Annotated in this window: 18 protein-coding genes; 12 read left to right on the top strand and 6 right to left on the bottom strand. The window is 68.0% G+C overall.

All coding sequences use genetic code 11. The annotated features are described in order from the left end of the window. Positions 1-189: 189 nt before the first annotated feature. Complete coding sequence (locus K0O62_RS11570; RefSeq protein ID WP_073856122.1) at positions 190-2,121, bottom strand: flavin-containing monooxygenase; 1,932 nt, start codon at positions 2,119-2,121, stop codon at positions 190-192. Positions 2,122-2,207: 86 nt separating this feature from the next. Here K0O62_RS11570 and K0O62_RS11565 point away from each other — a divergent pair, with 86 nt between their 5' ends. Further along, positions 2,208-2,816 (top strand): TetR/AcrR family transcriptional regulator, encoded by a 609-nt coding sequence (locus K0O62_RS11565; protein WP_073856121.1) that lies wholly within the window; start codon positions 2,208-2,210, stop codon positions 2,814-2,816. A gap of 4 nt (positions 2,817-2,820) precedes the next feature. On the opposite strand, the gene K0O62_RS11560 is transcribed toward K0O62_RS11565, so the two are convergent. Beyond that, entirely contained in the window at positions 2,821-4,077 is a 1,257-nt protein-coding gene (locus K0O62_RS11560) for a cytochrome P450 (RefSeq protein WP_073856120.1), read from the bottom strand. A gap of 84 nt (positions 4,078-4,161) precedes the next feature. Here K0O62_RS11560 and K0O62_RS11555 point away from each other — a divergent pair, with 84 nt between their 5' ends. Together K0O62_RS11555 and K0O62_RS11550 are read left to right on the top strand one after the other, a co-directional pair. Then, the gene (locus K0O62_RS11555; RefSeq protein WP_097933412.1) at positions 4,162-4,704 is read left to right on the top strand and encodes a TetR/AcrR family transcriptional regulator; all 543 of its coding nucleotides are present in this window, start codon (positions 4,162-4,164) and stop codon (positions 4,702-4,704) included. Beyond that, entirely contained in the window at positions 4,688-6,901 is a 2,214-nt protein-coding gene (locus K0O62_RS11550) for a glycoside hydrolase family 3 C-terminal domain-containing protein (protein ID WP_073856118.1), read from the top strand. Before K0O62_RS11555 ends, K0O62_RS11550 begins: the two co-directional genes overlap by 17 nt. Here the strand turns inward: K0O62_RS11550 and K0O62_RS11545 are convergent. Beyond that, the gene (locus K0O62_RS11545) at positions 6,889-8,064 is read right to left on the bottom strand and encodes a CaiB/BaiF CoA transferase family protein (RefSeq protein WP_073856220.1); all 1,176 of its coding nucleotides are present in this window, start codon (positions 8,062-8,064) and stop codon (positions 6,889-6,891) included. The genes K0O62_RS11550 and K0O62_RS11545 overlap by 13 nt on opposite strands. A gap of 54 nt (positions 8,065-8,118) precedes the next feature. Here K0O62_RS11545 and K0O62_RS11540 point away from each other — a divergent pair, with 54 nt between their 5' ends. Further along, positions 8,119-9,243 (top strand): phosphotransferase, encoded by a 1,125-nt coding sequence (locus K0O62_RS11540; protein WP_073856117.1) that lies wholly within the window; start codon positions 8,119-8,121, stop codon positions 9,241-9,243. A 25-nt stretch (positions 9,244-9,268) separates the two neighbouring features. Next, entirely contained in the window at positions 9,269-9,814 is a 546-nt protein-coding gene (locus K0O62_RS11535; RefSeq protein ID WP_073856116.1) for a TetR/AcrR family transcriptional regulator, read from the top strand. Here the strand turns inward: K0O62_RS11535 and K0O62_RS11530 are convergent. Further along, positions 9,811-10,269, bottom strand: coding sequence for a MarR family winged helix-turn-helix transcriptional regulator (locus K0O62_RS11530; RefSeq protein WP_165636974.1), 459 nt, complete (start codon positions 10,267-10,269; stop codon positions 9,811-9,813). The two genes, K0O62_RS11535 and K0O62_RS11530, sit on opposite strands and share 4 nt — an antisense overlap. A 108-nt stretch (positions 10,270-10,377) precedes the next feature. On the opposite strand from K0O62_RS11530, the gene K0O62_RS11525 reads away from it, so the two are divergent. Then, positions 10,378-11,625: a multidrug effflux MFS transporter gene (locus tag K0O62_RS11525; protein ID WP_073856114.1), complete on the top strand. Its 1,248-nt coding sequence runs from the start codon at positions 10,378-10,380 to the stop codon at positions 11,623-11,625. Here the strand turns inward: K0O62_RS11525 and K0O62_RS11520 are convergent. Continuing rightward, entirely contained in the window at positions 11,608-12,198 is a 591-nt protein-coding gene (locus K0O62_RS11520; protein WP_073856113.1) for a TetR/AcrR family transcriptional regulator, read from the bottom strand. The genes K0O62_RS11525 and K0O62_RS11520 overlap by 18 nt on opposite strands. A 140-nt stretch (positions 12,199-12,338) precedes the next feature. Between K0O62_RS11520 and K0O62_RS11515 the strand changes: the two genes are divergently transcribed. The 5 genes from K0O62_RS11515 (at position 12,339) to K0O62_RS11495 (ending at position 18,843) form a co-directional block, all read left to right on the top strand. Continuing rightward, a complete protein-coding gene (locus K0O62_RS11515) occupies positions 12,339-14,459 on the top strand; it encodes a hydantoinase/oxoprolinase family protein (RefSeq protein ID WP_073856112.1) in 2,121 nt (706 codons plus the stop codon). Positions 14,460-14,462: 3 nt separating this feature from the next. Then, positions 14,463-16,604, top strand: coding sequence for a hydantoinase B/oxoprolinase family protein (locus K0O62_RS11510; RefSeq protein WP_073856111.1), 2,142 nt, complete (start codon positions 14,463-14,465; stop codon positions 16,602-16,604). A gap of 67 nt (positions 16,605-16,671) precedes the next feature. After that, complete coding sequence (locus K0O62_RS11505) at positions 16,672-18,156, top strand: aldehyde dehydrogenase family protein (protein ID WP_073856110.1); 1,485 nt, start codon at positions 16,672-16,674, stop codon at positions 18,154-18,156. A gap of 25 nt (positions 18,157-18,181) precedes the next feature. After that, entirely contained in the window at positions 18,182-18,433 is a 252-nt protein-coding gene (locus K0O62_RS11500) for a nuclear transport factor 2 family protein (protein ID WP_109789061.1), read from the top strand. Further along, the gene (locus K0O62_RS11495) at positions 18,430-18,843 is read left to right on the top strand and encodes a nuclear transport factor 2 family protein (RefSeq protein ID WP_073856108.1); all 414 of its coding nucleotides are present in this window, start codon (positions 18,430-18,432) and stop codon (positions 18,841-18,843) included. The genes K0O62_RS11500 and K0O62_RS11495 overlap by 4 nt, the downstream gene beginning before the upstream one ends. Positions 18,844-18,847: 4 nt before the next feature. Here the strand turns inward: K0O62_RS11495 and rlmN are convergent, their stop codons facing one another. Further along, a complete protein-coding gene (rlmN, locus tag K0O62_RS11490) occupies positions 18,848-19,939 on the bottom strand; it encodes a dual-specificity RNA methyltransferase RlmN (RefSeq protein WP_073856107.1) in 1,092 nt (363 codons plus the stop codon). Positions 19,940-20,086: 147 nt separating this feature from the next. On the opposite strand from rlmN, the gene K0O62_RS11485 reads away from it, so the two are divergent. Next, the gene (locus K0O62_RS11485; RefSeq protein ID WP_073856106.1) at positions 20,087-20,797 is read left to right on the top strand and encodes an SDR family oxidoreductase; all 711 of its coding nucleotides are present in this window, start codon (positions 20,087-20,089) and stop codon (positions 20,795-20,797) included. Positions 20,798-20,809: the final 12 nt, after the last annotated feature.

The raw sequence follows: 20,809 nt of genomic DNA, 5'->3' as shown, positions 1-20,809 counted from the left end.
AAGGTGCACAAAGGCACGATCAGGCAAGGCGGTTCGACCAGTCCCGCGGGACTGAAGAACCTCTCGGCGACCGGAGTCGCGGTCTGAAGCTCACCGTGGAGCGATGGGAGCAACGTCGCATTCGAACTTATGTTCGACAATACCGGCGCCCAGAGCCCTCCGCAAGGGCGATTTCCCAGGGCAGTCCCACTAGCCCAGTACGTGGTCCTCGTCGGCCAGGGCACGGGTGCGTTTCCAGTACTCCACCGACCCGAACGGGCTGAGCACGTAGACGCCACCGTCGGGTGACTTGTACCAGGAGTGCTCGATGGACGGGTGCCCCCACATCAGGGTGGCAACCTCGTCCTGCAGTTCCCGGTTGTAGCGCGCATACGCCTCGGCGGTGGGTTCGATGCTGCGCCCGCCTTTTTCGATCACGGTCCGCAGCGCCGCACCGATGTAGCGCATCTGGCATTCCAGCATGAAGATCACACTGCCGGCGTGGGCCAGCGCGGTGCCCGGGCCCGCCATCATGAAGAAGTTCGGGAAGCCGGGTACCGAGATGCCGTTGAAGGCTTCGGGTTTGCCGTCCCATACCTGCGATATCGGGACTCCGCCGCGCCCGATCACCTCCATCGGGCAGAGCACCTCGGAGGCACGGAAACCGGTGGCCAGCACGATGACGTCGACCTCGAACTCATCGGCGGCGGTGCTGATGGACGACTCGTCGATACCGGTGATCGGTTCGTTGACGTAGCGCACGTGTTCACGTCGCAGGCAGCGCAGCCAGCTGCCGTTGTCCTGCAGCATCCGCTTGGCCATCGGCGGATACTGCGGGGTGACCTTCTCGGCGAGTTCCGGGATGTCGCCGACCTGATCGTTGATCCAGTTGGCGAAGATCTCGCGCCGCGCGGCGCTGGCCTCGTTCGCGGTGCGCGGGAAGTCGTGCCAATCCGGGTCCGCGCGAACCAGTTCCAGCATCTTGTCGCTGGACTGCCACATCAGCATGAAGCGGTACCAGCGGGAGTAGCCGGGCAGGTGCCGCATCGCCCAGCGTTCACCGTCGGTGACGCCGGCGTGGTAGCGCGGGTTGGGCGCCATCCACTGCGGCGTGCGCTGGAACACCACCAATTCCTCGACCTCGTCGACGATGGCGGGACCGATCTGGAAGCCGCTGGCGCCGGCGCCGATCAGGGCGACCCGCTTACCCTGCAGGTCCACCGCGTGGTCCCACCGGGCCGAATGGAAGGCAGGACCCTGAAACCGTTGCAGCCCGGGCAGATCCGGGATCATCGGCCGATTCAGGAAACCGACGCCAGAGATGACGGCCGAGGCGGTCCGGTGTTCGGCGCCGCCGTCGGTGCGGCGCAGCGTCACCGACCACCGCCCCGCCTCGTCGTCCCACTGCGCACGCACCGCCTCGCGGCCCCAGCTCACGTGGGCGCCGATGTCATGGTGGGTCATGACCGAACGGAAGTAGTCGTAGAGTTCGGGCTGGCGGGTGTAGTAGGCGCTGAAGTCGCCGACGTGCTCGAACGAGTACGAGTAGAAGTGGCTGGCCACGTCGACCCGGCAACCCGGATAGCTGTTCTCGAACCAGGTGCCGCCGACATCGGGGTTCTTCTCGACGACCTCGAACGGGATGCCGGCCTCCTTGAGCCGGATCGCAGCGAGCAGACCCGACGCACCGAGACCGATGATGAGCACCGAGAACCCCGGCGGCGGATCGAGTCCTTCCGGTCCGGCGACGGCGCGCGGATTGTGGCCGTGGAGGTCCATCTCCTCCAGGTAGAGCGCGGCGTTGTCGTCGGGCACCGGTTCGCAGGCGATCCAGTCCATCACTTCCCGGATGAGCTCGGTGCTCAGCGGCGGAGTGTCCGGGCACCCGGCGTCGCGCCAGGCACAGATCTCACGGAGCGCCAGACGTCGTAACCGAGCCTTGCTGTCCTCGTCGAGCATGCCCTGAAATTCGTTCTGCACGAACTGAACCGGGCGGATCGAGCCGCGGATGAACGTGGGATCCCCGGTGATCTGGACGACCGAGGCGATCAACGCGGACACCGACAGCTGTTCGAGTGCCGAGGCGATGGTGGCGTCGTCGACGTCGACGATGGAGTGCGTGGCCAGGTGACGCGCGGTCATGAGAACCTCCGTATCGGCACGATCAAGTGTCACTTATGGCACTCATGAGTGTCAACGGTGCGGCGGGCCGGGTTAGACTCCGAGGTGTGTCCAAGACCGCCTCCGGCACGGTGGCCGGCGCCAAGCGCCAGGCCACGGTCGACCACATTCTGACGCTGGCCCGGCGATCGGTGCTGCAGAACGGCCTGGACCTCACCATGGATCAGCTGGCCGAGGTCACCGGGGTGAGCCGGCGGACGCTGTTCCGGCTCTTCGAAACCCGCGAGAAACTCCTCGGCGCCGCATTCGAGGCGGGCATGACCGGCTACCTGCGCGGGCTGCCCACCTATACGGCCGGCGATCCCGACGACTGGCTGCGGAACACCTGCGACACCGCGCACCGGATGAACTCCACCATCGGCCCGGGCTTCTTCGAGCTCGCATCGCGGCGGAACCTGCCCGCCGATCTCGCTTCCGCAGAACGTCGGCGCCGCAGTGACTTCCGGGGCGCAATGGCCGACATCGCGGCCACCGTGTGGCGCACCGCGGGTGGTGTCGGTCCACCACCGGTCGCCCTGGTAACCACCGTGGCGGCGCATCTGAGCCCACATTTCACCGCGGCCTTGGTCGTCGACGCCGCTCATGACTGGCAGGCCGCAGCCGATCTCGCCTACCGTGCGATCAGCGCGGCACTGGCCGCCGAACTGACGGCCTGAGCGGTCACTGCACGTATGCGGGCAGCCTCTTGATGCCGTGCACGAAGCTGCTGTACAACAGATCCGGCTCGCCGAGCTCGATGGTCTTGAGCCGGGTCAGCAACTCGCGGAAGATGTTCCGCAGTTCGCTCTTGGCCAGCTGATTGCCCAGACAGAAGTGCGGGCCTCCCCCGCCGAAACCGACCTGTGGGTTCGGTGAACGGGTCAGGTCGAACCGCTGCGGGTCGCTGAACACACTCTCGTCCCGGTTTGCCGAACAGTAGAACAGGCCCACCTTGTCCCCGGCGCTGATCTGCTGCCCGGCGACCTCGACGTCCTGGGTGGCGAACCGGGCGAACTGCAGTACCGGGGTGGACCAGCGCACGAACTCCTCGGTGGCCATCCCGATCCGGCCCTCGAAATCCTCCATCAGCCAATCCCTTTGGTCCGGATTGGCGGCCAGCGCCAGCATCGCATGCGTGGTCGTCTGCTTGGTGGTGTCGTTGCCCGCCGAGGCCAGCAGGATCAGAAAGGCACCGATCTCCTCGTCGGTGAGCCGGTGCCCGTCCACCTCGGCGTTGACGATGGCGGTCATCAGGTCATCGCCCGGGTTGGCCCGGCGGAACTTGGCCAGCTCCACCCCGGTACCCGAGATCAGCATGATCTCGTTGATGGTGTCCATCGCCCGCTCTTCCAGCGAGGAGTACTCGTCATCGCTCATGCTGAACAGCTTCTCGGCCGCCTTGGCCAGCGCGGGCTGATCGGCGGGAGGCACACCGAGCATGTCCGAGATGGTTCGCATCGGCAGCTGCGCCGAACAGGCCTCGACGAAATCGATGTCACCGGCGCCGATCAGATCGTCGACGATGGCGACGGCGTTGGCGTGGATCTGTTCCTCGATGCGGCGCACATTGCGCGGGGTGAACGCCGAGCTGATTAGTCGCCGGTAGGTGGTGTGCTCGGGCGGGTCCATGCCCAGGAAGAAGGTCGCGAACTTCTGCACCTCGGCAGGCATCGGATCCAGCGCCACACCGAGGGTGGAGGTGAACAGCCCGGGATTCTGGCTGGCGAACTGGATGTCCGCGCGGCGGGTGAGCGCCCAGAAACCGGGTTCCTCGATGTCGAACAGGGTCGGCAGCGGCCGGTGCCAACTGACCCCCTCCTGCGCCCGCAGCTGCGCGAAGGTCTGGTCGCGGACGTCGAACGGCCGGCTCCAGAAGTCGTGGGACGTGATGTCGAACGGGCTGTAGTCGCGTGCCTGCGGTGCGCTGGCAACTGTCACGGCGGTTCCCTCCTACGGGCGTGCAACGACGGCGTTGCGAGCAATTAGCGTGACAGTACGGCGAATATTTGTAAAGGTATAGCGATGCCGGAAGCCACCCCCGCGGATGCGGAGAACAGCACCAGCGAGCGGATTCTGGCCGCCACCGCACAGGTGCTGGGCAACCACGGGATGACCAAACTCAGCCTGTCCGAGGTCGCCGCCCAGGCCGGGGTGTCCCGCCCGACGCTCTACCGCTGGTTCGCTTCCAAGGACGAGTTGCTCGACGCCTTCGTGGTCTGGGAGCGCAAACACTACGACCGCGCGGTGGCCCGGGTACCCGCCGAGCTGCGCCCCGATGAACGCCTCGACGCCACCCTGCAGATCATCGTGGACTACCAGCGCTCCTACCCCGGGCTGCGGATGGTCGACATCGAACCCGCGCACGTCATCGCCCGGCTGGCCCAGTTCATCCCGATGATGCGGGAACGGCTGGAGCGTCTCACCCCCGGCGATGACGCCGCGGTGGCCGCGGCCACCGCCATCCGGGTGGCCATCTCGCACTATCTGGTCCGCAGCGATGACGGTGACGAGTTCTTGGAGCAGTTGCGGCACGCCGCGAGGGTGAAGAATAGGAACGGTGACTGAGCACCTCACTCTCGCCGAGCAGGCCGCCCTGGGCAGTGGCGCGACGTTCTGGACCACCAAGGAGGTCGGCGATGTCCCGGCGATCCTGCTGACCGACGGTCCGCACGGGGTGCGCAGGCAGGCCGGCAGCGCCACCGACCACCTCGGCCTGGCCCGCAGCGAACCGGCGACCTGCTTCCCGCCCGCCGTCGGCCTGAGCCAGACCTGGGATCCCGAGCTCGTGGAACGGGTCGGCGCCGCCCTGGGTGCCGAGAGCCGGGCCCTGGGTGTCCAGGTGCTGCTCGGGCCCGGGATCAACATCAAGCGGGACCCGCGCTGCGGGCGCAACTTCGAGTACTTCTCCGAAGATCCGCTGCTGGCCGGTGTGCTCGGCGCGGCATGGGTGCGCGGGGTGCAGGGGCACGGCGTGGGCGCATCGCTGAAGCATTTCGCGGTCAACAATGCCGAGGACGACCGGATGCGCGTCAGTTCGGATGTCGACGAGCGCACGCTGCGCGAACTGTATCTGCGGGCCTTCGAACACGTCGTCAAACAGGCCCGGCCCGCCACGGTGATGTGCTCCTACAACCGGATCAACGGGGTGTACGCCGCCGAGAACCGCTGGTTGCTGACCGATGTGCTGCGCGACGAGTGGGGTTTCGACGGCGCGGTGATCAGCGACTGGGGCGCGGTCCGCGACCGGGTGGCCGCGGTGGCCGCCGGGCTGGACCTGGAGATGCCGTCCAGCAACGGTGTCACCGACGCCGATGTCGTCGCCGCCGTCGAATCGGGGGTTCTCGATGCCGCCGCGGTGGCCCGGTCCGCCGGCCGGGTCGCCGCCCTGGCCGCCCGGGTCACCGAAAATATCTCCGGCACAGCCACGTTCGACGACGAGGGCCATCATCAGCTGGCCCGCGAAGCCGCCGCACGGTCGATCGTGTTGTTGAAGAACGACGATGACCTGCTGCCGCTGACCCCGTCGTCGATCGCGGTCATCGGTGGGTTCGCGGTGTCACCGCGGTTCCAGGGTGGCGGCAGTTCGCACGTGAATCCGACCCGGGTGGATGTGCCGCTGGATGAGATTCGCCACCGCGCCGGCGAGTACCCGGTGAGTTACGCCGAGGAGCTGACCGCTCAAACGCTGGCCACCGCGGCCGATGCGGATACCGCGGTGGTGTTCCTGGGCCTGGCCGCCGAGGAGGAATCCGAGGGTTTCGACCGCACCCACATCGATCTGCCCGTCGAGCAACTGCACCTGTTGTCCGCGGTGGTGCAGGTGCAACCGCGTACGGTCGTGGTGCTGTCCCACGGTGGGGTGCTGCGACTCGACGAGGTGGCCGACCTGGCTCCGGCGATCCTGGACGGTGCACTGCTGGGTCAGGGTGGCGGCAGCGGCATCGCCGATGTGCTGTTCGGGGCCGTCAACCCGTCCGGACGGCTCGCCGAGACGGTGCCGGTGCGACTGCAGGATTCGCCGGCGTACATCAACTTTCCCGCCGAGGACGGCCACATCCTGTACGGGGAAAGGGTATTCGTGGGATACCGGTGGTACGACGCCCGCGATGCGGCGGTGACGTTCCCCTTCGGGCACGGGCTGTCCTACACCACCTTCGAATACACCGATCTGTCGGTGGACGTGCACGCCGACGGGCTCACCGTGCGGGTGTCGGTGGTCAACACCGGCGCCCGGGCCGGCCGCGAGGTGGTGCAGGTGTACGCCGGGTTGCCGGTGTCCCGGGTGGCTCGCCCGCCCCGCTGGCTGGCCGGATTCACCGGTGTGACGCTGGATCCCGGGGAACTGCGGGAAGTGCAGATCCCCGTCGCACGCGAGGAGCTCGGCTACTGGGATGTGCGGTCCGGGCGGCGACTGGTCGAGTCGGGTGACTACAGCGTGACGGTCGGGGCGTCGAGCCGGGATCTTCGGCTGCACACCGTCGTCGCGGTGGACGGCGACGCTGTCCCGGTGCTCGCGTTCACCCCGGACTCCACCCTGGCCGAATTGCTCGGGGACCCGGTGGCCGGGCCGATCGTGGCCGACATGCTGGCCGCGGCCGGTCAGCAGGCGCCCACTGCCGGCCTTTCAACTGCGGCGGGCGCCGACATGATGCGGCTGCTCGGCTCGATTCCGATCGGCCGGCTGGTGTCCTTCAGCGGCGGCGCGTTCAGCCGGGAGCAGCTCGCCGGAATGCTGGAGACCGTGAACCGTCAGCGCTCCTGAGTTCCGTTCAGTTCGGCGAGGATCTGTTCGGTGTGCTCGCCGAGTTCCGGGGCCGGGCCGCGCGGTTGCCACGGTGTGGCCGAGAAGTCGGCGGGGCTGGCAACCATCGGTGTGCTCGAATCCCCTTCCGGCACATAGACGATGCCACCGGCGGCGTGGAACTGTTCATCGGCCACCACGTCATCGAGAGAGTTGATTGGCGACCAGAAGAAGTCCGGTTCGCCGGCGAACACCTGTTCCCATTCGTCCAGCGTCCTGGTGGCGAAGACGGTGTCGAGTTCGGCGATGATCTCCCGGGCATGGGTGAACCGGTCTCGTGGCATCGGGTAGCGGGTCAGCCACTCGGTGCGACCCACCGCCCGGCACAGCGGCGGCCAGTGCCGCGCGACATCGAGCCCGACGATCCAGAACCTCTTACCGTCGGCCGCGGTGTAGTTGTTCATGCACGGATTCGCCATGGTTTCGCGTTGCCCGATGGCCACCTGCTGACCGGACATCAGCAGCGTATTGAGGTCGAAGCTCACCGTGTAGGCGCCCTGGCGGTAGAGCGAGGTGGTGACCAATTGCCCTGCGCCGGTGCGGGTCCGGGCGAGCAGCGCCGCGCACACCGCGGCCGCCAGCGTCATCCCGGCAGAGTGGTCGCCCATCCCGCCGCGTTGAAACGGCGGGGTGTCACCGGGCCGGGTCAGCAGGTCGGCGATGCCGGCGCGGGCCCAGAACGCGGCCACGTCGTAGGCGGCGCGCCCGGCGTCCGGGCCGTCCGTGCCGTATCCGGTGATCAGCCCGTACACCAATCGCGGGTTGCGGGTGGCCACCGTCTCGAAATCCAGCTCCAGCCGGGCCAGCGCGGGCGGGCGGACGTTGGTCAGGAAAACGTCTGCGCCGGCGATCAATTCGACGGCGGTCGCCCGCCCCTCCGGGCCGGCCAGATCGAGCACGATACTGCGCTTGGACCGGTTGTCCATCTGGAACGGCGGGTTCGAGGCGCTGCCGAGGTCCGCGTCGAGGCCCATCATCCGGCCGAAGGAGCGGGCCGGGTCACCACCGGGTGGTTCGATCTTGACGACGTCGGCGCCCCAGTCGGCCAGGATCGCCCCCGCCGCCGGCGCCGCCACCCAGACCCCGAGTTCGACCACTCGGAAGCCGTCCATCGGACCAGTCATCGGAAATCCCATCACAGCGCTTTACAAGTTCGTTTTGATTTGTAAGCTTGCACGATGCCTCCGCAGGTCAGCAGCGTCGCCCCGGTGTTCGGTCTGGCCGCGCATCTCGGGCGCGGTTTGCAACGTATCGCAACCGACGCCATCTTCGGGCGGACCCGCGCCGTCCCCCGCCACATCGCCGATCTGGACCCGGAGTATCTGTCCGGCCTGCTCGGGCGCACGGTCACCTCGGTCACGTTGCTCGACGGGGACGCCGGCACCTCCACACGCGCCCGCATGGCTCTGACCGGAGACGACGTGCCCGCATCGGTGTTCGTCAAGATGCCGGCCGAGACGGTGGCCACCCGGCTGATGGGGGAACTGGGCCGCCTGGCCGACACCGAGGTGCGGTTCTACCGGGAACTGTCCGGCCAGTTGGGTGATGTGCCGGCCTGCCACGGTGCCACCTTCGATCCGGTGACGGGACGGTTCGTGCTCGTGCTCGAAGACCTGGCGGCCGGGGGCTCATGTGAATTCCCCGACACTCTGCATCCGCTCGACGCCGACCGCGCGGCGCTGATCGTGGAGCTGCTGGCCCGGGTGCACGCGACCTTCTGGCAGCGACTGGACCCCTACCCCTGGGTGTACTCCGCGTCCGCGGACGCGACCTCGCTGTTGACCGGCGCGCTGGCCAACGCCGCGGCCCGCCGGCTGGAGGGCAGAACCGATATTCCGGTGCGCGCGGGCCAGTTCATCATCGACAACTACCGCGCGGTCGCCGCCGTGATCGACCGCGGCGCGCACACCGTCATGCACGGTGACGCACATCCGGGAAATGTGTACTTCCGCAACGGAAGAGCGGGACTGCTGGACTGGCAGGCGGTGCGCCGAGGCCACCCGTCCCGCGAGCTGTCCTACACACTGATCACCGGCATGACCACCGCCGAGCGGGTGCAGACCCAACACGATCTGCTCGACCTCTACCGCGCCGAGCTGCGGGCCGCCGGGGGTCCCGCGATCGACCGGGAGCAGCTCTGGCAACGGTTCCGCCAGGGGGCGCTGTACGCCTACATCGCGGCTCTGATCACCGCCGGGATGGGCGGCATGCAGGACGAGAACATCGCGTTGGAGGGGCTCGCCCGGTCGGTGGCCGCGCTGGAAGATCTCGACACGGTTTATGCACTGAAGGCTTCGATGTGATGGCGCACCCTTTACCATCGGTACCGTGAACAAGCCGCCGTCCGCGCACTCCGACGTTGCCGAGGACACCTCGACGCGACGCCGGATTCTTGCCGCGACGGCCGAGGTGCTCGGACGCAACGGGCAGACCAAGTTGAGCCTGTCGGAGGTGGCGTTGCAGGCCGGCGTGTCCCGGCCGACGCTGTACCGGTGGTTCGCCTCCAAGGAGGAACTGCTGGGGGCCTTCGGCGACTACGAGCGCGAGATGTTCGACACCGGCATCAGCACCGCGACCGCAGGTCTGCGTGGCACCGAAAAGCTCGATGCGGCATTGCGATTCATCGTCGAGTACCAGCAGTCCTATTCCGGGGTGCGGATCATCGACATCGAGCCCGAGGTGGTCATCGCCCAGCTGAGTCACGTGTTACCGGTGATGCGGGCCCGCCTGCTCAAACTCCTGAGCGGTTCCAATGCACAGGTGAAGGCGTCCACCGCGATCCGGGTTGCGGTGTCGCACTACATCGTCCGTAGCGACGACGAGGGCCAGTTCCTGGCTCAGCTGCGGCACGCGGTGGGGCTCAAGCAGAGCTAGATCGCCGAGACCCGGGTCGCGGCCACCTGGACAGCCAGCTCCCGCAGCGTCGGGGTCGCGGTCAGCAGCAACTCGATCGCCTCGCGGGGCAACTCGGCCAATGCGGCGGTCACGGTCTGGACCACGACGTCCTCGATCGCAGTGCGGTCACCGGACGCCCGCGCGGTGGGGTGCAGCAACGACACCCGCCGGTCGGCGGGATCCACGCGTTTCTCCAGCAGCCCTCGGCCGCACAGTCCGCGGACCGCGGCGCTGACGTTGCTCGGCTGCATCGCCACCGCGGTCGCCACTTCCGACACGCTGCGGCCCGGATCGTCCATCACCGCACGTAAGACCAGCAGTTCTGAGGCCGGCAGCGGGTCGAGCCCGACCTGGGCCGGCGCGAATCGTGAGATCCGCCAGGACAGATCGTGCAGCGTCACCGCCAGGTCCCGGATGCGCGTGGTGTCGTCCATCACTTCGGCCATAACCTATTTTGACATACGTTTCTAGAAATACATATTCTTATATATGTATCTGGCTGGGCGCCGTCCGAGCCGGGGATCGATGACCGGAAGGTGTTCATGAGTTCTGCCAAGGAGTCCAGCGCGCCCTCGATGGCCCTGATCGCGGTCCTGGCACTGCTCAACGCGGTCACCCCGTTCGCGATCGACATGTACCTGTCGGCCTTTCCGCAGATGGCCACCGACCTCGGCACCCCCGCCACCTCCATCCAGTTGACGCTGACCACGTTCCTGGCCGGCCTGGCCACCGGGCAACTGGTGATCGGGTCACTCTCGGACCGGTACGGGCGCCGGAAACCGCTGATCATCGGCACCATCGCCTGCCTGGCCGCGAGCATCCTGTGCGCCTTTGCCCCGACGATCGAGATCCTCGTCGGCCTGCGCTTCATCCAGGGTGTCGGCGGGGCGGCGGGGGTCGTCATCGCCCGCGCCGTCATCGCCGATCGCGCCCGCGGATCGCAGGCCGCCCGACTGTTCGCGGTGATGATGTTGATCGGCGTGCTCGCCCCGCTCACCGCGCCCATCATCGGCGGCGCCATCGTGACGAGCCTGGGCTGGCGCGCGGTCTTCGGCGCACTGGCGCTGTTGTGCCTGCTGATGCTGCTGGGCGTGCTGTTCGTGGTCAAGGAGTCCCTACCGGTCGAACTCCGCCGGCCGGGCGGCCTCAAGGCGCTGGCGTCGAGCACCCACAGCGTGCTGACCAACCGTTTCTATATCGGTTACACGTTGACCATGGCCTTCACCTCGGCGGCGATGTTCGGCTACATCTCCGCCTCACCGTTCGTGCTGCAGAACATCATGGGCCTGTCCCCCGGCCACTATTCGCTGACCTTCGGCGCCTGTTCGCTGACCGTCGGGGCGGGCACCGCGGTGGCGGCCCGACTGGTGAAGTCCCACTCGCCGCGCCGGGTGCTGATGGCCGGCGTCGCCGCCATGGTCGTGGTCAGCGCGCTGCTGCTGGTGACCGTCACCATCGGCGGTGTCCCACACTGGCCCACGGTCGCGCTGATGGCCTGCTTCATGGGCTGCATGGGCTTCATCTACTCCAACGCGGCGATGCTCGCGACGACCGAGGTTCGGCACGCCGCCGGCACCGGATCCGCGGTGCTGGGCTTCCTGCAGTACGGCACCGGCGCGCTGGCCGCTCCACTGGTCGGCCTGGCCGGTCAGCACAGTGCCGTGCCGATGGGGCTGACGATGTTCGGCGCCGCGCTGGCCGCGGCGGTGGCACTGTTGCTGCTCACCCGTGGGCACGTGCCCGCCGACGAAGCCGAGGAGGCTCTGGCCGGGTCACTCGCCACCCAGTAGCGCGCACCAGGAGTCGGTCAGGGTCTGCAGGCAGGTCGGGCGATCGATCAGCCAGCCACGCCGAAACCATTGCCGCGACAGGTATTCGAACTCTCCGAAGGCCAGCACACACCGAGCCCGACGGCTCGCCGGATCGAACCGGTCGGCCTTGTCCAGGCCCGCGCACATCCACTCGATCGTCCCGTCGTGCCAACGGTCCAGCGTCGCGGCCACCTCCGGCTCACTCGGTTCGGCCTGGTGCGCGACCAGCATGTAGGGCCGGATCACCGGCCACTGATCGAACTTGCGGTCCAGCCATGCACGGATCAACTCCTGCCGGCCGAGTTCGACCACCGTCGTCAGGGGTGGATCGTCGGCGGTGGTCAGGATCCCGTCGACCTCGGCGATGAGTTCCATCATCAGCGCGGCCTTGGATCCGAAGTGGGCGTAGAAGGTCGGCCGGGTGGCGCCGGCGGCGGCGGCGATGTCGTCGATGGTCGTGGCCGCATAACCCTTCGACCCGAACAGCTCCAACCCCTTGGCCAGCAACAACGCGTGGGTCTGCCGCTTCTGGACGTCGCGCAGGGTGGCCATCGGGCCAGACTAGCGGGCCGCCCGCGCCGACCGGGATGTGAGCCAACGCACGACCCCATGCGTTAGAAATTTTCGCTTTACAGCACGTAAAGTGACATTACAGATCGACAAATTGTGCGCGAATCGGGAAGAGGCGTTCCATGGCATATTCCGTAGGCATCGACATCGGTGGCACCTTCACCGACACCGTGCTGCTCGACGAGTCCGGCACCGCGCGCCTACTCAAGACGCCGACCACGCTGAATGACCCGTCCGAGGGCGTGAACAACGCACTGGCACTCGCCGAGCAGGAACTCGGCCTGGAAGCCGGGGCGATCCTCAAGGACGTCGACTACTTCGGCCTGGGCACCACCGTCGCCACCAACGCGCTGATCGAACGCAAGGGCGTCAAGACCGGGATCATCACCACCAAGGGCTTCCGCGACGCCATCCTGATGCAGCGGGCCACCGGGCACTGGGCCGGCCGCGAACTGCATGAGGTCATGCGCGACTCCGCACGCCGACAGGCCGAGCCGGTCGTCGGCCGGCCGCTGATCCGCGAGGTCACCGAGCGCATCGACTACAAGGGCGCCATCGTCACGCCCCTGGACGAAGCCGAGGTGCGCACCCAGGTTCAGGCACTGCTGGATGACGGCGTCGAGGCCATCGCGGTCTGCCTGCTGTGGTCCTTCCGCGAGCCCTGCCACGAGCAGCGGGTCGCGGCGATCATCCGGGAGATGGCCCCCGACGTGTACCTGAGCGTGTCCAGCGATCTGGCGCCGGTACTCGGCGAGTACGAGCGCACCGCGACCACCGCACTGAACGCCTACCTGGGCCCGGCCGTGCGCGGCTACATGACCAACCTCAACGGGTCGCTGCGGGACCGCGGCCTCAAGGGCTCGCTGCGCATCCTGGACTCCGGGGGCGGCGTCATCACACCCGAAAGGTGCGGCGAGACAGCCGTTTCCATCCTGACTTCGGGTCCGGCCGGCGGAGTGCTCGCCAGCGCCCAGCTCGCCCGGCGCCTCGGCACGCCGAACGTACTGACCACCGATATGGGTGGTACGTCCTTCGACGTCGGCATGATCACCGACTATCAGCCCGTCGTCACGCCGGTGCAGCAGGTCAACGGGTACCGCGTGCTCAAGCCGGCGGTTCAGATCACCGCGATCGGCGCCGGCGGCGGTTCGATCGCGCGGGTGGTCGGTGGACAACTCGTCGTCGGTCCCACCAGCGCGGGTTCGGTTCCCGGCCCGGTCTGCTACGGACGCGGCGGCACCCAACCCACCGTCACCGACGCCGACGTGGTGCTGGGCATCATCGATCCGTCCTACTTCCTGGGCGGCAGCTTCGCGCTGGACAGGGAAGGCGCCGAGCGCGCCATGCACGACATGATCGCCAAACCGCTCGGGATGACGGTGTCCGAGGCCGCCCACGGCATCAAGTCCATCGCCGACCACCGGATGGCGGATCTGCTCGACACCCTCACCGTGGGTCACGGGCACGACCCGCGTGACTTCGTGGTGTACGCCTACGGTGGTGCCGGCGGCGCGCACTGCCACCAGTTCGGCGCGGAACTCGGCGCCCAGTCCATCCTGGTCCCGGCCACCGCGACCGTGCACTCGGCGTTCGGTGCGGCGATGAGTGACCTGCACATCACCGCCGAGCTGTCCGATCCCATGCATTCGGCCACCTGGGACGCCGCCTTGGATGCATTCGACCCCGCCCGGCTGACCCGCAATTTCGCATCGCTGGAAGCCGAGGCCACCGAGGAACTCCTGGAAGGCGGCGCACTCACCGAGCGAATCACCCTGCAGCGCTTCGCCGATGTCCGGTTCCGGATGCAGAGCAAGAGCCTGTCGATTCCGGTCGAGGCCGGCGCGCTGGACACCGCGTCGATCATCCGCATCATGGACACCTTCGCGAATCAGTTCGTCGAGCTGTACGGCAGCGAGGCACTGTTCCTCGGCGCCGGCGTCGAGATCGTGTCGCTGCGTGTGCAGGCCAAGGGCAAGCTGGACAAACCGCGGGTCCAGCACGTCGTCAGCGCCGATGCCGGTGCATGCCACATGCCGACCTCGCGGCCGGTATACCTGGGGCCCACCTACGGGTTCGTGACCGCGGACGTCGCGCGGGGTACCGACCTGCGCCCCGGTGACCGCATCCAGGGACCCGCCGTGATCGAACACCCCGGCACCACCATCTTCGTGGGGCCCGACCAGACCGCCGTCATCGACGAACTCGAGAACACGGTCATCCGCACCAGCCAGAAGGACGCCTGACCCATGACAACCCGCACCGACGTCGACGTCATCACCTACGAGGTCGTCCGGAACCGACTCACCGCCATCGTCGCCCAGCAATCCGCGGTGCTCAAGAACGTCTCCGGATCACCGCTGGTCACCGAGGCCAACGACTGCAACACCGGCGTGTATCTCGCGAGCGGTGAGGTGGTTGCGATGGGGCCGCACAACCTCTTTCACTCCGGATCGATGGAGACGGTGGTGAACCACATCATCGCCGACTGCACCGACACCGACGGAATCGTCGAGGGCGCCCGGGCGGGTGATGTGTTCATCACCAACGACCCGTACAAGGGCGCGCTGCACATGCCCGACGTCACGATGATCGAGCCGGTCTTTCACGACGGTGTGCGCATCGGTTGGGTGGGCAGCTGCGCCCACGTGCTCGATATCGGTGGCATGACCCCGTCGAGCTGGTCCCCGGATGCCCGCGAGGTGTACCAGGAGGGCCTGATCCTGCCGCCCACCAAGCTCATCGAGGGCGGCCGGATCCGCCGGGACGTGTGGAACCTGATCCTGGCCGCCTCCCGGTTGCCCGCCAATCTGGGCCTGGACCTCAAGGCGATGATCGCGGCGAACAACCACGCCAAGGAGGGCCTGCTGCGCCTCGTCGAGCGCTACGGCGCCGATGTGGTCACCACCGTCATGTCCACCATGCTCGACCGTTCCGAGCAGCAGGTGCGCGAGCGATTGCTCACCCTGCCGGACGGAATCAGCCGGGCCCGAACCTATTTCGACCACAACGGGCACGAGGCGACGCTGGCCCGGGTCGAGGTGGAGCTGCGCAAGGACGGCGACCGGCTGGTATTCGACTACGGCAACACCGCCGAGCAGCTGCCCGGCTTCTTCAACTGCACCATGTCCGGGCTGCGCGGCGGCGTGTTCGCCGCCATCCTGCCGGTGATCGCCCACGACATCCCGTGGAACAGCGGCGTCATGCGCGCCATCGAGGTCACCGCGCCGGAGGGCAGCATCGTCAACGCCCGCCATCCCGCACCGTGCGGTGCGGCCACCACCGGCGCGGCCAGCGTCGTGCAGAGCACCGCGAGCACCGCGATCTCCACGCTGGTCAGCGCCCACGACGAATTGCGCGGGGAGGCAAAGGCGGTCACCACCGGCGGGTTGATGATCTTCCACATCGCCGGCCGTAACCAGTACGGTGAACCGTTCGGCGGGGCGATGACCGAGGTGCTGGCCGGCGGCGCCGGCGCTACGGTCGCCGGCAACGGCGTGGACTACCGCGGACCCAACGAGATCCTCACCGGGCAGTTCAACAATGTCGAGGGCGAGGAGTCTGTCTTCCCGCTTCTCTACCTGTACCGGTCGGCGAACACCGACGGCGGCGGCGCAGGCCGTAACCACGGCGGGGTGTCGGTCAGTTCGTCGTTCACCCTGCACGACACCGGCTTCATGCACGGCGTGATGGCCGGGCACAGCATGTCGATGCCCAACTCCCAGGGCATTCACGGCGGCATGCCCGGATCCACGCACCAGGTCACGATCCTGCGCGGTGGTGAGCCCGTCGTCTACACCGGCTCCCCGGGCGAATTACACCTGACGGCAGGCGATGTCGTGGACTGGAGCTTCCACGGCGGCGGCGGCTGGGGCGATGCGCTGGACGCCGACCCGGAGGCGGTGGCCCACGACGTCTCGGCCGGGCGGATCTCCACGGAGAGCGCCGAGCGAAGTTACGCGGTGGTGTTGGTCGACGGTGCGGTGGACGTCGCGGCGACCGCGGCCAAGCGCGACCGGGCGCGGGCGCAGCGGCGACTGTGGAAACAGGACAAGTCGCACGGTGCGCGGCGGGTCGACCCGGCCGACGGTGTGCGCAGGATCGGCGACCACCTGGTCATCGCGCGGGACGAGGGCTCACCGGTGTACGCCTGCGATTGCGGGCACGTGCTGGCCCCCGCCGAGGAGAACTGGAAGGGCTACGCGGCGCACGCCCGGTTGGCGGCCGAGGACCTCGGCCGCAAGATCCGGCTACACCCCGGGCTGCGCGCCGACGGTTACGCCTGCCCGGGCTGCGGCACGCTGCTCGCGGTCGAGGTGCGCGCCGAGGACGAACAGCCGTTGCGCGACCTCGAGCTCGTCACGCCGCGGGACTGCACTCTACGGGCGTAGAGAATCGGGGTCGGGAATTGTTGCCATCCTGCTGACATTTCGGCTGAGATTTGTAAAGCTGTGGGGCATGACCGAGGTGCAGACTGAAAGCGGCGTGCTGGCCGGCGAACAACGGATGCTGATCGACGGGGAGCTGCAGTTCACCGGCAGCGGGGCGAGCTTCGACGTCGTCCACCCCGCCAGCGAGCAGGTCGCCGGCCAGGCCACCGACGGGACCGTCGAGGATATGGGGCGCGCCGTCGGCGCGGCCCGGCGCGCCTTCGACGAGACCGACTGGAGCCGCGACCTCGATTTCCGCTACCACTGCATGATCCAGTTGCACGAGGCACTCGAACGCAACAAGGAGCGGCTGCGCCGGATCCTGATCACCGAGGTGGGCTGCCCGGTCACCGTCAGCGGCAGCCAGATCGAGAGCCCCATCGAAGAGGTCAGGCACTGGGCCGAGCACGGCAAGAACTTCCAGTATCTGGTCGACAACGGTGTGCACGAGACGCCGTTGGGCCCGGCGCGGCGCAAGATCCACTACGAGGCGGTCGGGGTGGTCGGCGCGATCACCCCCTGGAACGTGCCGTTCTACCTCAACATCGCCGAGACCGTGCCGGCCCTGATGGCCGGTAACACCGTCGTGCTCAAGCCGGCCCAGCTCACGCCCTGGTCGGGGACCGAGTACGGCCGCATCGTCGCCGAGGAGACCGACATCCCGGCCGGGGTGTTCAACGTGGTGGCGTCCAACGCCAACGAGGTCGGCGCCGCCTTGTCCGCGGACCCGCGGGTGGACATGATCACCTTCACCGGTTCGACGGCGACCGGGCGGGCGATCCTGGCCGCCGGCGCCCCGACCGTGAAGAAGACGCTGCTCGAACTCGGCGGCAAGTCGGCACACATCGTGCTCGACGACGCCGATCTGTCCTCGTCGTTGCCGCTGGCCGCCATGATGGCGTGCGTGATGAGCGGGCAGTCCTGCATCCTGCCGTCCCGGATCCTGTTGCCCCGCAGCCGCTATGACGAGGGCCTGGAGATCCTCAAAACCATGATGGAGGGCTTCCCGGTCGGAGACCCGTGGACCCCGGGCAACATGCAGGGCCCGCAGATCAGCGCCGGCCAGCGCGACAAGGTGCTCGGCCTGATCCGCAGCGGCATCGATTCCGGGGCCCGCCTGATCACCGGCGGCGGCATCCCGGAGAACCTCCCGGTCGGCTACTACACCCAGCCCACCCTGCTCGCCGATGTGGATCCCGACTCGCAGGTGGCCCAGGAGGAGATCTTCGGCCCGGTGCTGACCGTCACCCCGTATGACACCGACGACGAGGCGGTCGCCATCGCCAACAACTCCATCTACGGCCTGTCCGGTGAGGTCAGCAGCGCCGACGTCGACCGGGCCTTCGCGGTGGCCACCCGGATGCGCACCGGGAACGTCACCATCAACGGCAAGAGCCACTTCGGCATCAACAGCCCGTTCGGCGGCACCAAGCAGAGCGGCCTGGGCTACCGCAACGGCGAAGAAGGTTACAAGGAGTACCTGGACGCCAAGACCATCGGCATGCCCGACTGATTACCGCCCAAACGAACAAACGGGCGTGAAAGTGCGAGAAGAATCCGCCAGAACGTCAATCTCGGCGGCGGACGCCCTGGCGATCGAGAACCTGCTCACCCGGTACTGCCGGGCCGTGGACGCCAGGGACCGGCCGACCTACCGCTCGATGCTCACCGACGATGCGCGGGTGGGCTCCGAGGACGTCCGGTTCTTCTTCGGCCGCTGGCACGACGATCTGGTGCGCACCGAAACCGGCTGGCGCATCCGCAATCTGACATTGGAGGTGCTGGGTTGAGCGAGGTCGAGGATCAGCTGGAGATCCGGGCGCTGTTGGCCCGGTATGCGCGCGGCGTGGACACCAAGGACTGGGAGACCTACCGTTCGGTGTTCACCGAGGACGCCCACATCGACTACTCCTCGGCCGGCGCCATCGTCGGCGGCCGCGACGAAGTCGTCGACTGGTTCGCCGCCAATTTCGGGGTGATCCCGTGGAGCATGCACTACATCACCAACGTCGAGGCGGACATCGACGGCGATACCGCCACTGTGCGGGCGATGTTCTACAACCCGATGCTGCTACCGGGCATGGACACCCAGAGCGCGTGCGGCGGCTACTACCACCACGAGTTGGTGCGCACCGGCGACGGCTGGCGCAGCCGCAGCCTGCGCGAGGAGAACGTCTGGTTCAGCAACCCACCCGGGTGAGGGCTCAGCCCTCGGCGGCGAGCTGCCCGCAGGCCGCGGCGATCTCGCGGCCGCGGGTGTCGCGCACCGTGCAGGAAACACCCTTGGCCAGGACGCGCTTCACGAACTCGCGCTCCACGGGCTTGGGACTGGCGTCCCACTCGCTGCCCGGGGTCGGGTTCAGCGGGATGAGGTTGACGTGCACCAACGGCCCCAACTTGCTGTGCAGCTTCTTCCCGAGCAGGTCCGCGCGCCAGGGCTGATCGTTCACGTCCCGGATCAGCGCGTACTCCACCGAGACCCGGCGCCCGGTCACATCGGCGTAGTAGCGCGCGGCGTCGAGCACCTCGTCGACCTTCCACCGGTTGTTCACCGGCACCAGGGTGTCGCGCAGCTCATCGTCGGGGGTGTGCAGCGACAGCGCCAGGGTCACCCCGAGCTTCTCGTCGGCCAGCTTGCGGATGGCGGGCGCCAGGCCGACGGTGGACACCGTCACCGAGCGGGCGCTGATACCGAACCCTTCCGGCGGTGGGGCGATGATGCGCTTGACGGCGGAAACCACCCGGTTGTAGTTGGCCAGCGGCTCCCCCATGCCCATGAACACGATGTTGGACAGCCGGCCGTCATGCTCATCGCGCATCGCCGAGGATGCGGCGCGCACCTGTTCCAGGATCTCGGCGGTGGACAGGTTGCGCTGCAACCCGCCCTGCCCGGTCGCGCAGAACGGGCAGGCCATCCCGCAGCCGGCCTGTGACGAGATACACACGGTGTTGCGCTGCGGATAGCGCATCAGCACCGACTCGAAGGTGGTGCCGTCGACCGCGCGCCACAACGTTTTTCGGGTCTCCCCCGCGTCGCACTGGATCTGGCGGGCCGGTTTGATCAGCGCCGGGAACAGCGCCTCGGACACCTGGTCGCGCACCGCGGCGGGCAGGTCGGTCATCTGGTGCGGGTCGGCTATCAGGCGCCCGTAATACTGGTTGGCCAGCTGTTTGGCGCGGAATTTCGGTAGCCCGAGTTCGGCCACGGCTTCGGCGCGCCCCGCCTCATCGAGGTCGGCCAGATGCCGCGGCGGCATCCCACGGCGCGGCGCTTCGAAGATCAGTTCTTGTTTCATGACCCTTCCAGTATCAACGCTCGGCATTGATAGACCTAGTCGGCGGATGATCGGTGACCGCCGCTGCGTTGTGATCGACGTCGTGATCGACGGCGCTCAACGACAACGCTCGACGACGAACGAACCTCGACACACGCAGGAGGCGTCATGTCCGCACAACGGGTGCTCATCACCGGTGCCTCGAAAGGCATCGGCCGGGCCGTCGCCGAGAAGGTGGCCGCCGCGGGCGATCTGCCGATCGGTCTGGCGCGGACCACGCCGCCGGACTTCCCGGGCGAGTTCCACGAGGTCGACTTCGCCGACCGGGAGGCCACCGCCGCGGTGCTGGGGCGCGTCGTCGCCGGTGGGACCGTCGACGCGGTGGTCAACAACTTCGGGTTCGCCCACTTCGCGCGGATCGGGTCGATCGAGCTGGATTCGCTGGTGCAGGCCTACGACCTGAACGTGCGGACCGCGGTGCAGGTGGTGCAGGCGGCGCTGCCGGGCATGCTGGCGGCCGGGTCCGGCCGGATCGTCAACGTCACCAGTCTGACCGCGCTGGGAACCCCCGAACGCACCCCCTACGCGGCAGCGAAGGCGGCGTTGGAGGCCTGTACCCGGATCTGGGCCAAGGAGCTGGCGTCGACCGGCATCACGGTCAACGCGGTCGCGCCCGGCCCCACCGAAACCGAGTTGTACCGGCAGCGCAGCCCGATCGGATCGGAACGCGAAGCACGCCTGTTGGCCGACATCCCGTTGGGCCGGGTCGGGACGCCACGCGAGATCGCGCATGCGATCTGTGCGCTGCTCGACGCGGACGCCGGGTACATCACCGGCCAGGTCATCCGGGCCGACGGCGGCGGCAGCGTGGCGGCCTGATCCGGACCGCTC

The sequence above is a fragment of the Mycolicibacterium diernhoferi genome (assembly GCF_019456655.1).
In the GTDB taxonomy this organism is placed as follows: domain Bacteria; phylum Actinomycetota; class Actinomycetes; order Mycobacteriales; family Mycobacteriaceae; genus Mycobacterium; species Mycobacterium diernhoferi.
The sequence above is the reverse complement of the archived record's forward strand: the minus strand, read 5'-3'. Positions and strand labels throughout refer to the sequence as shown.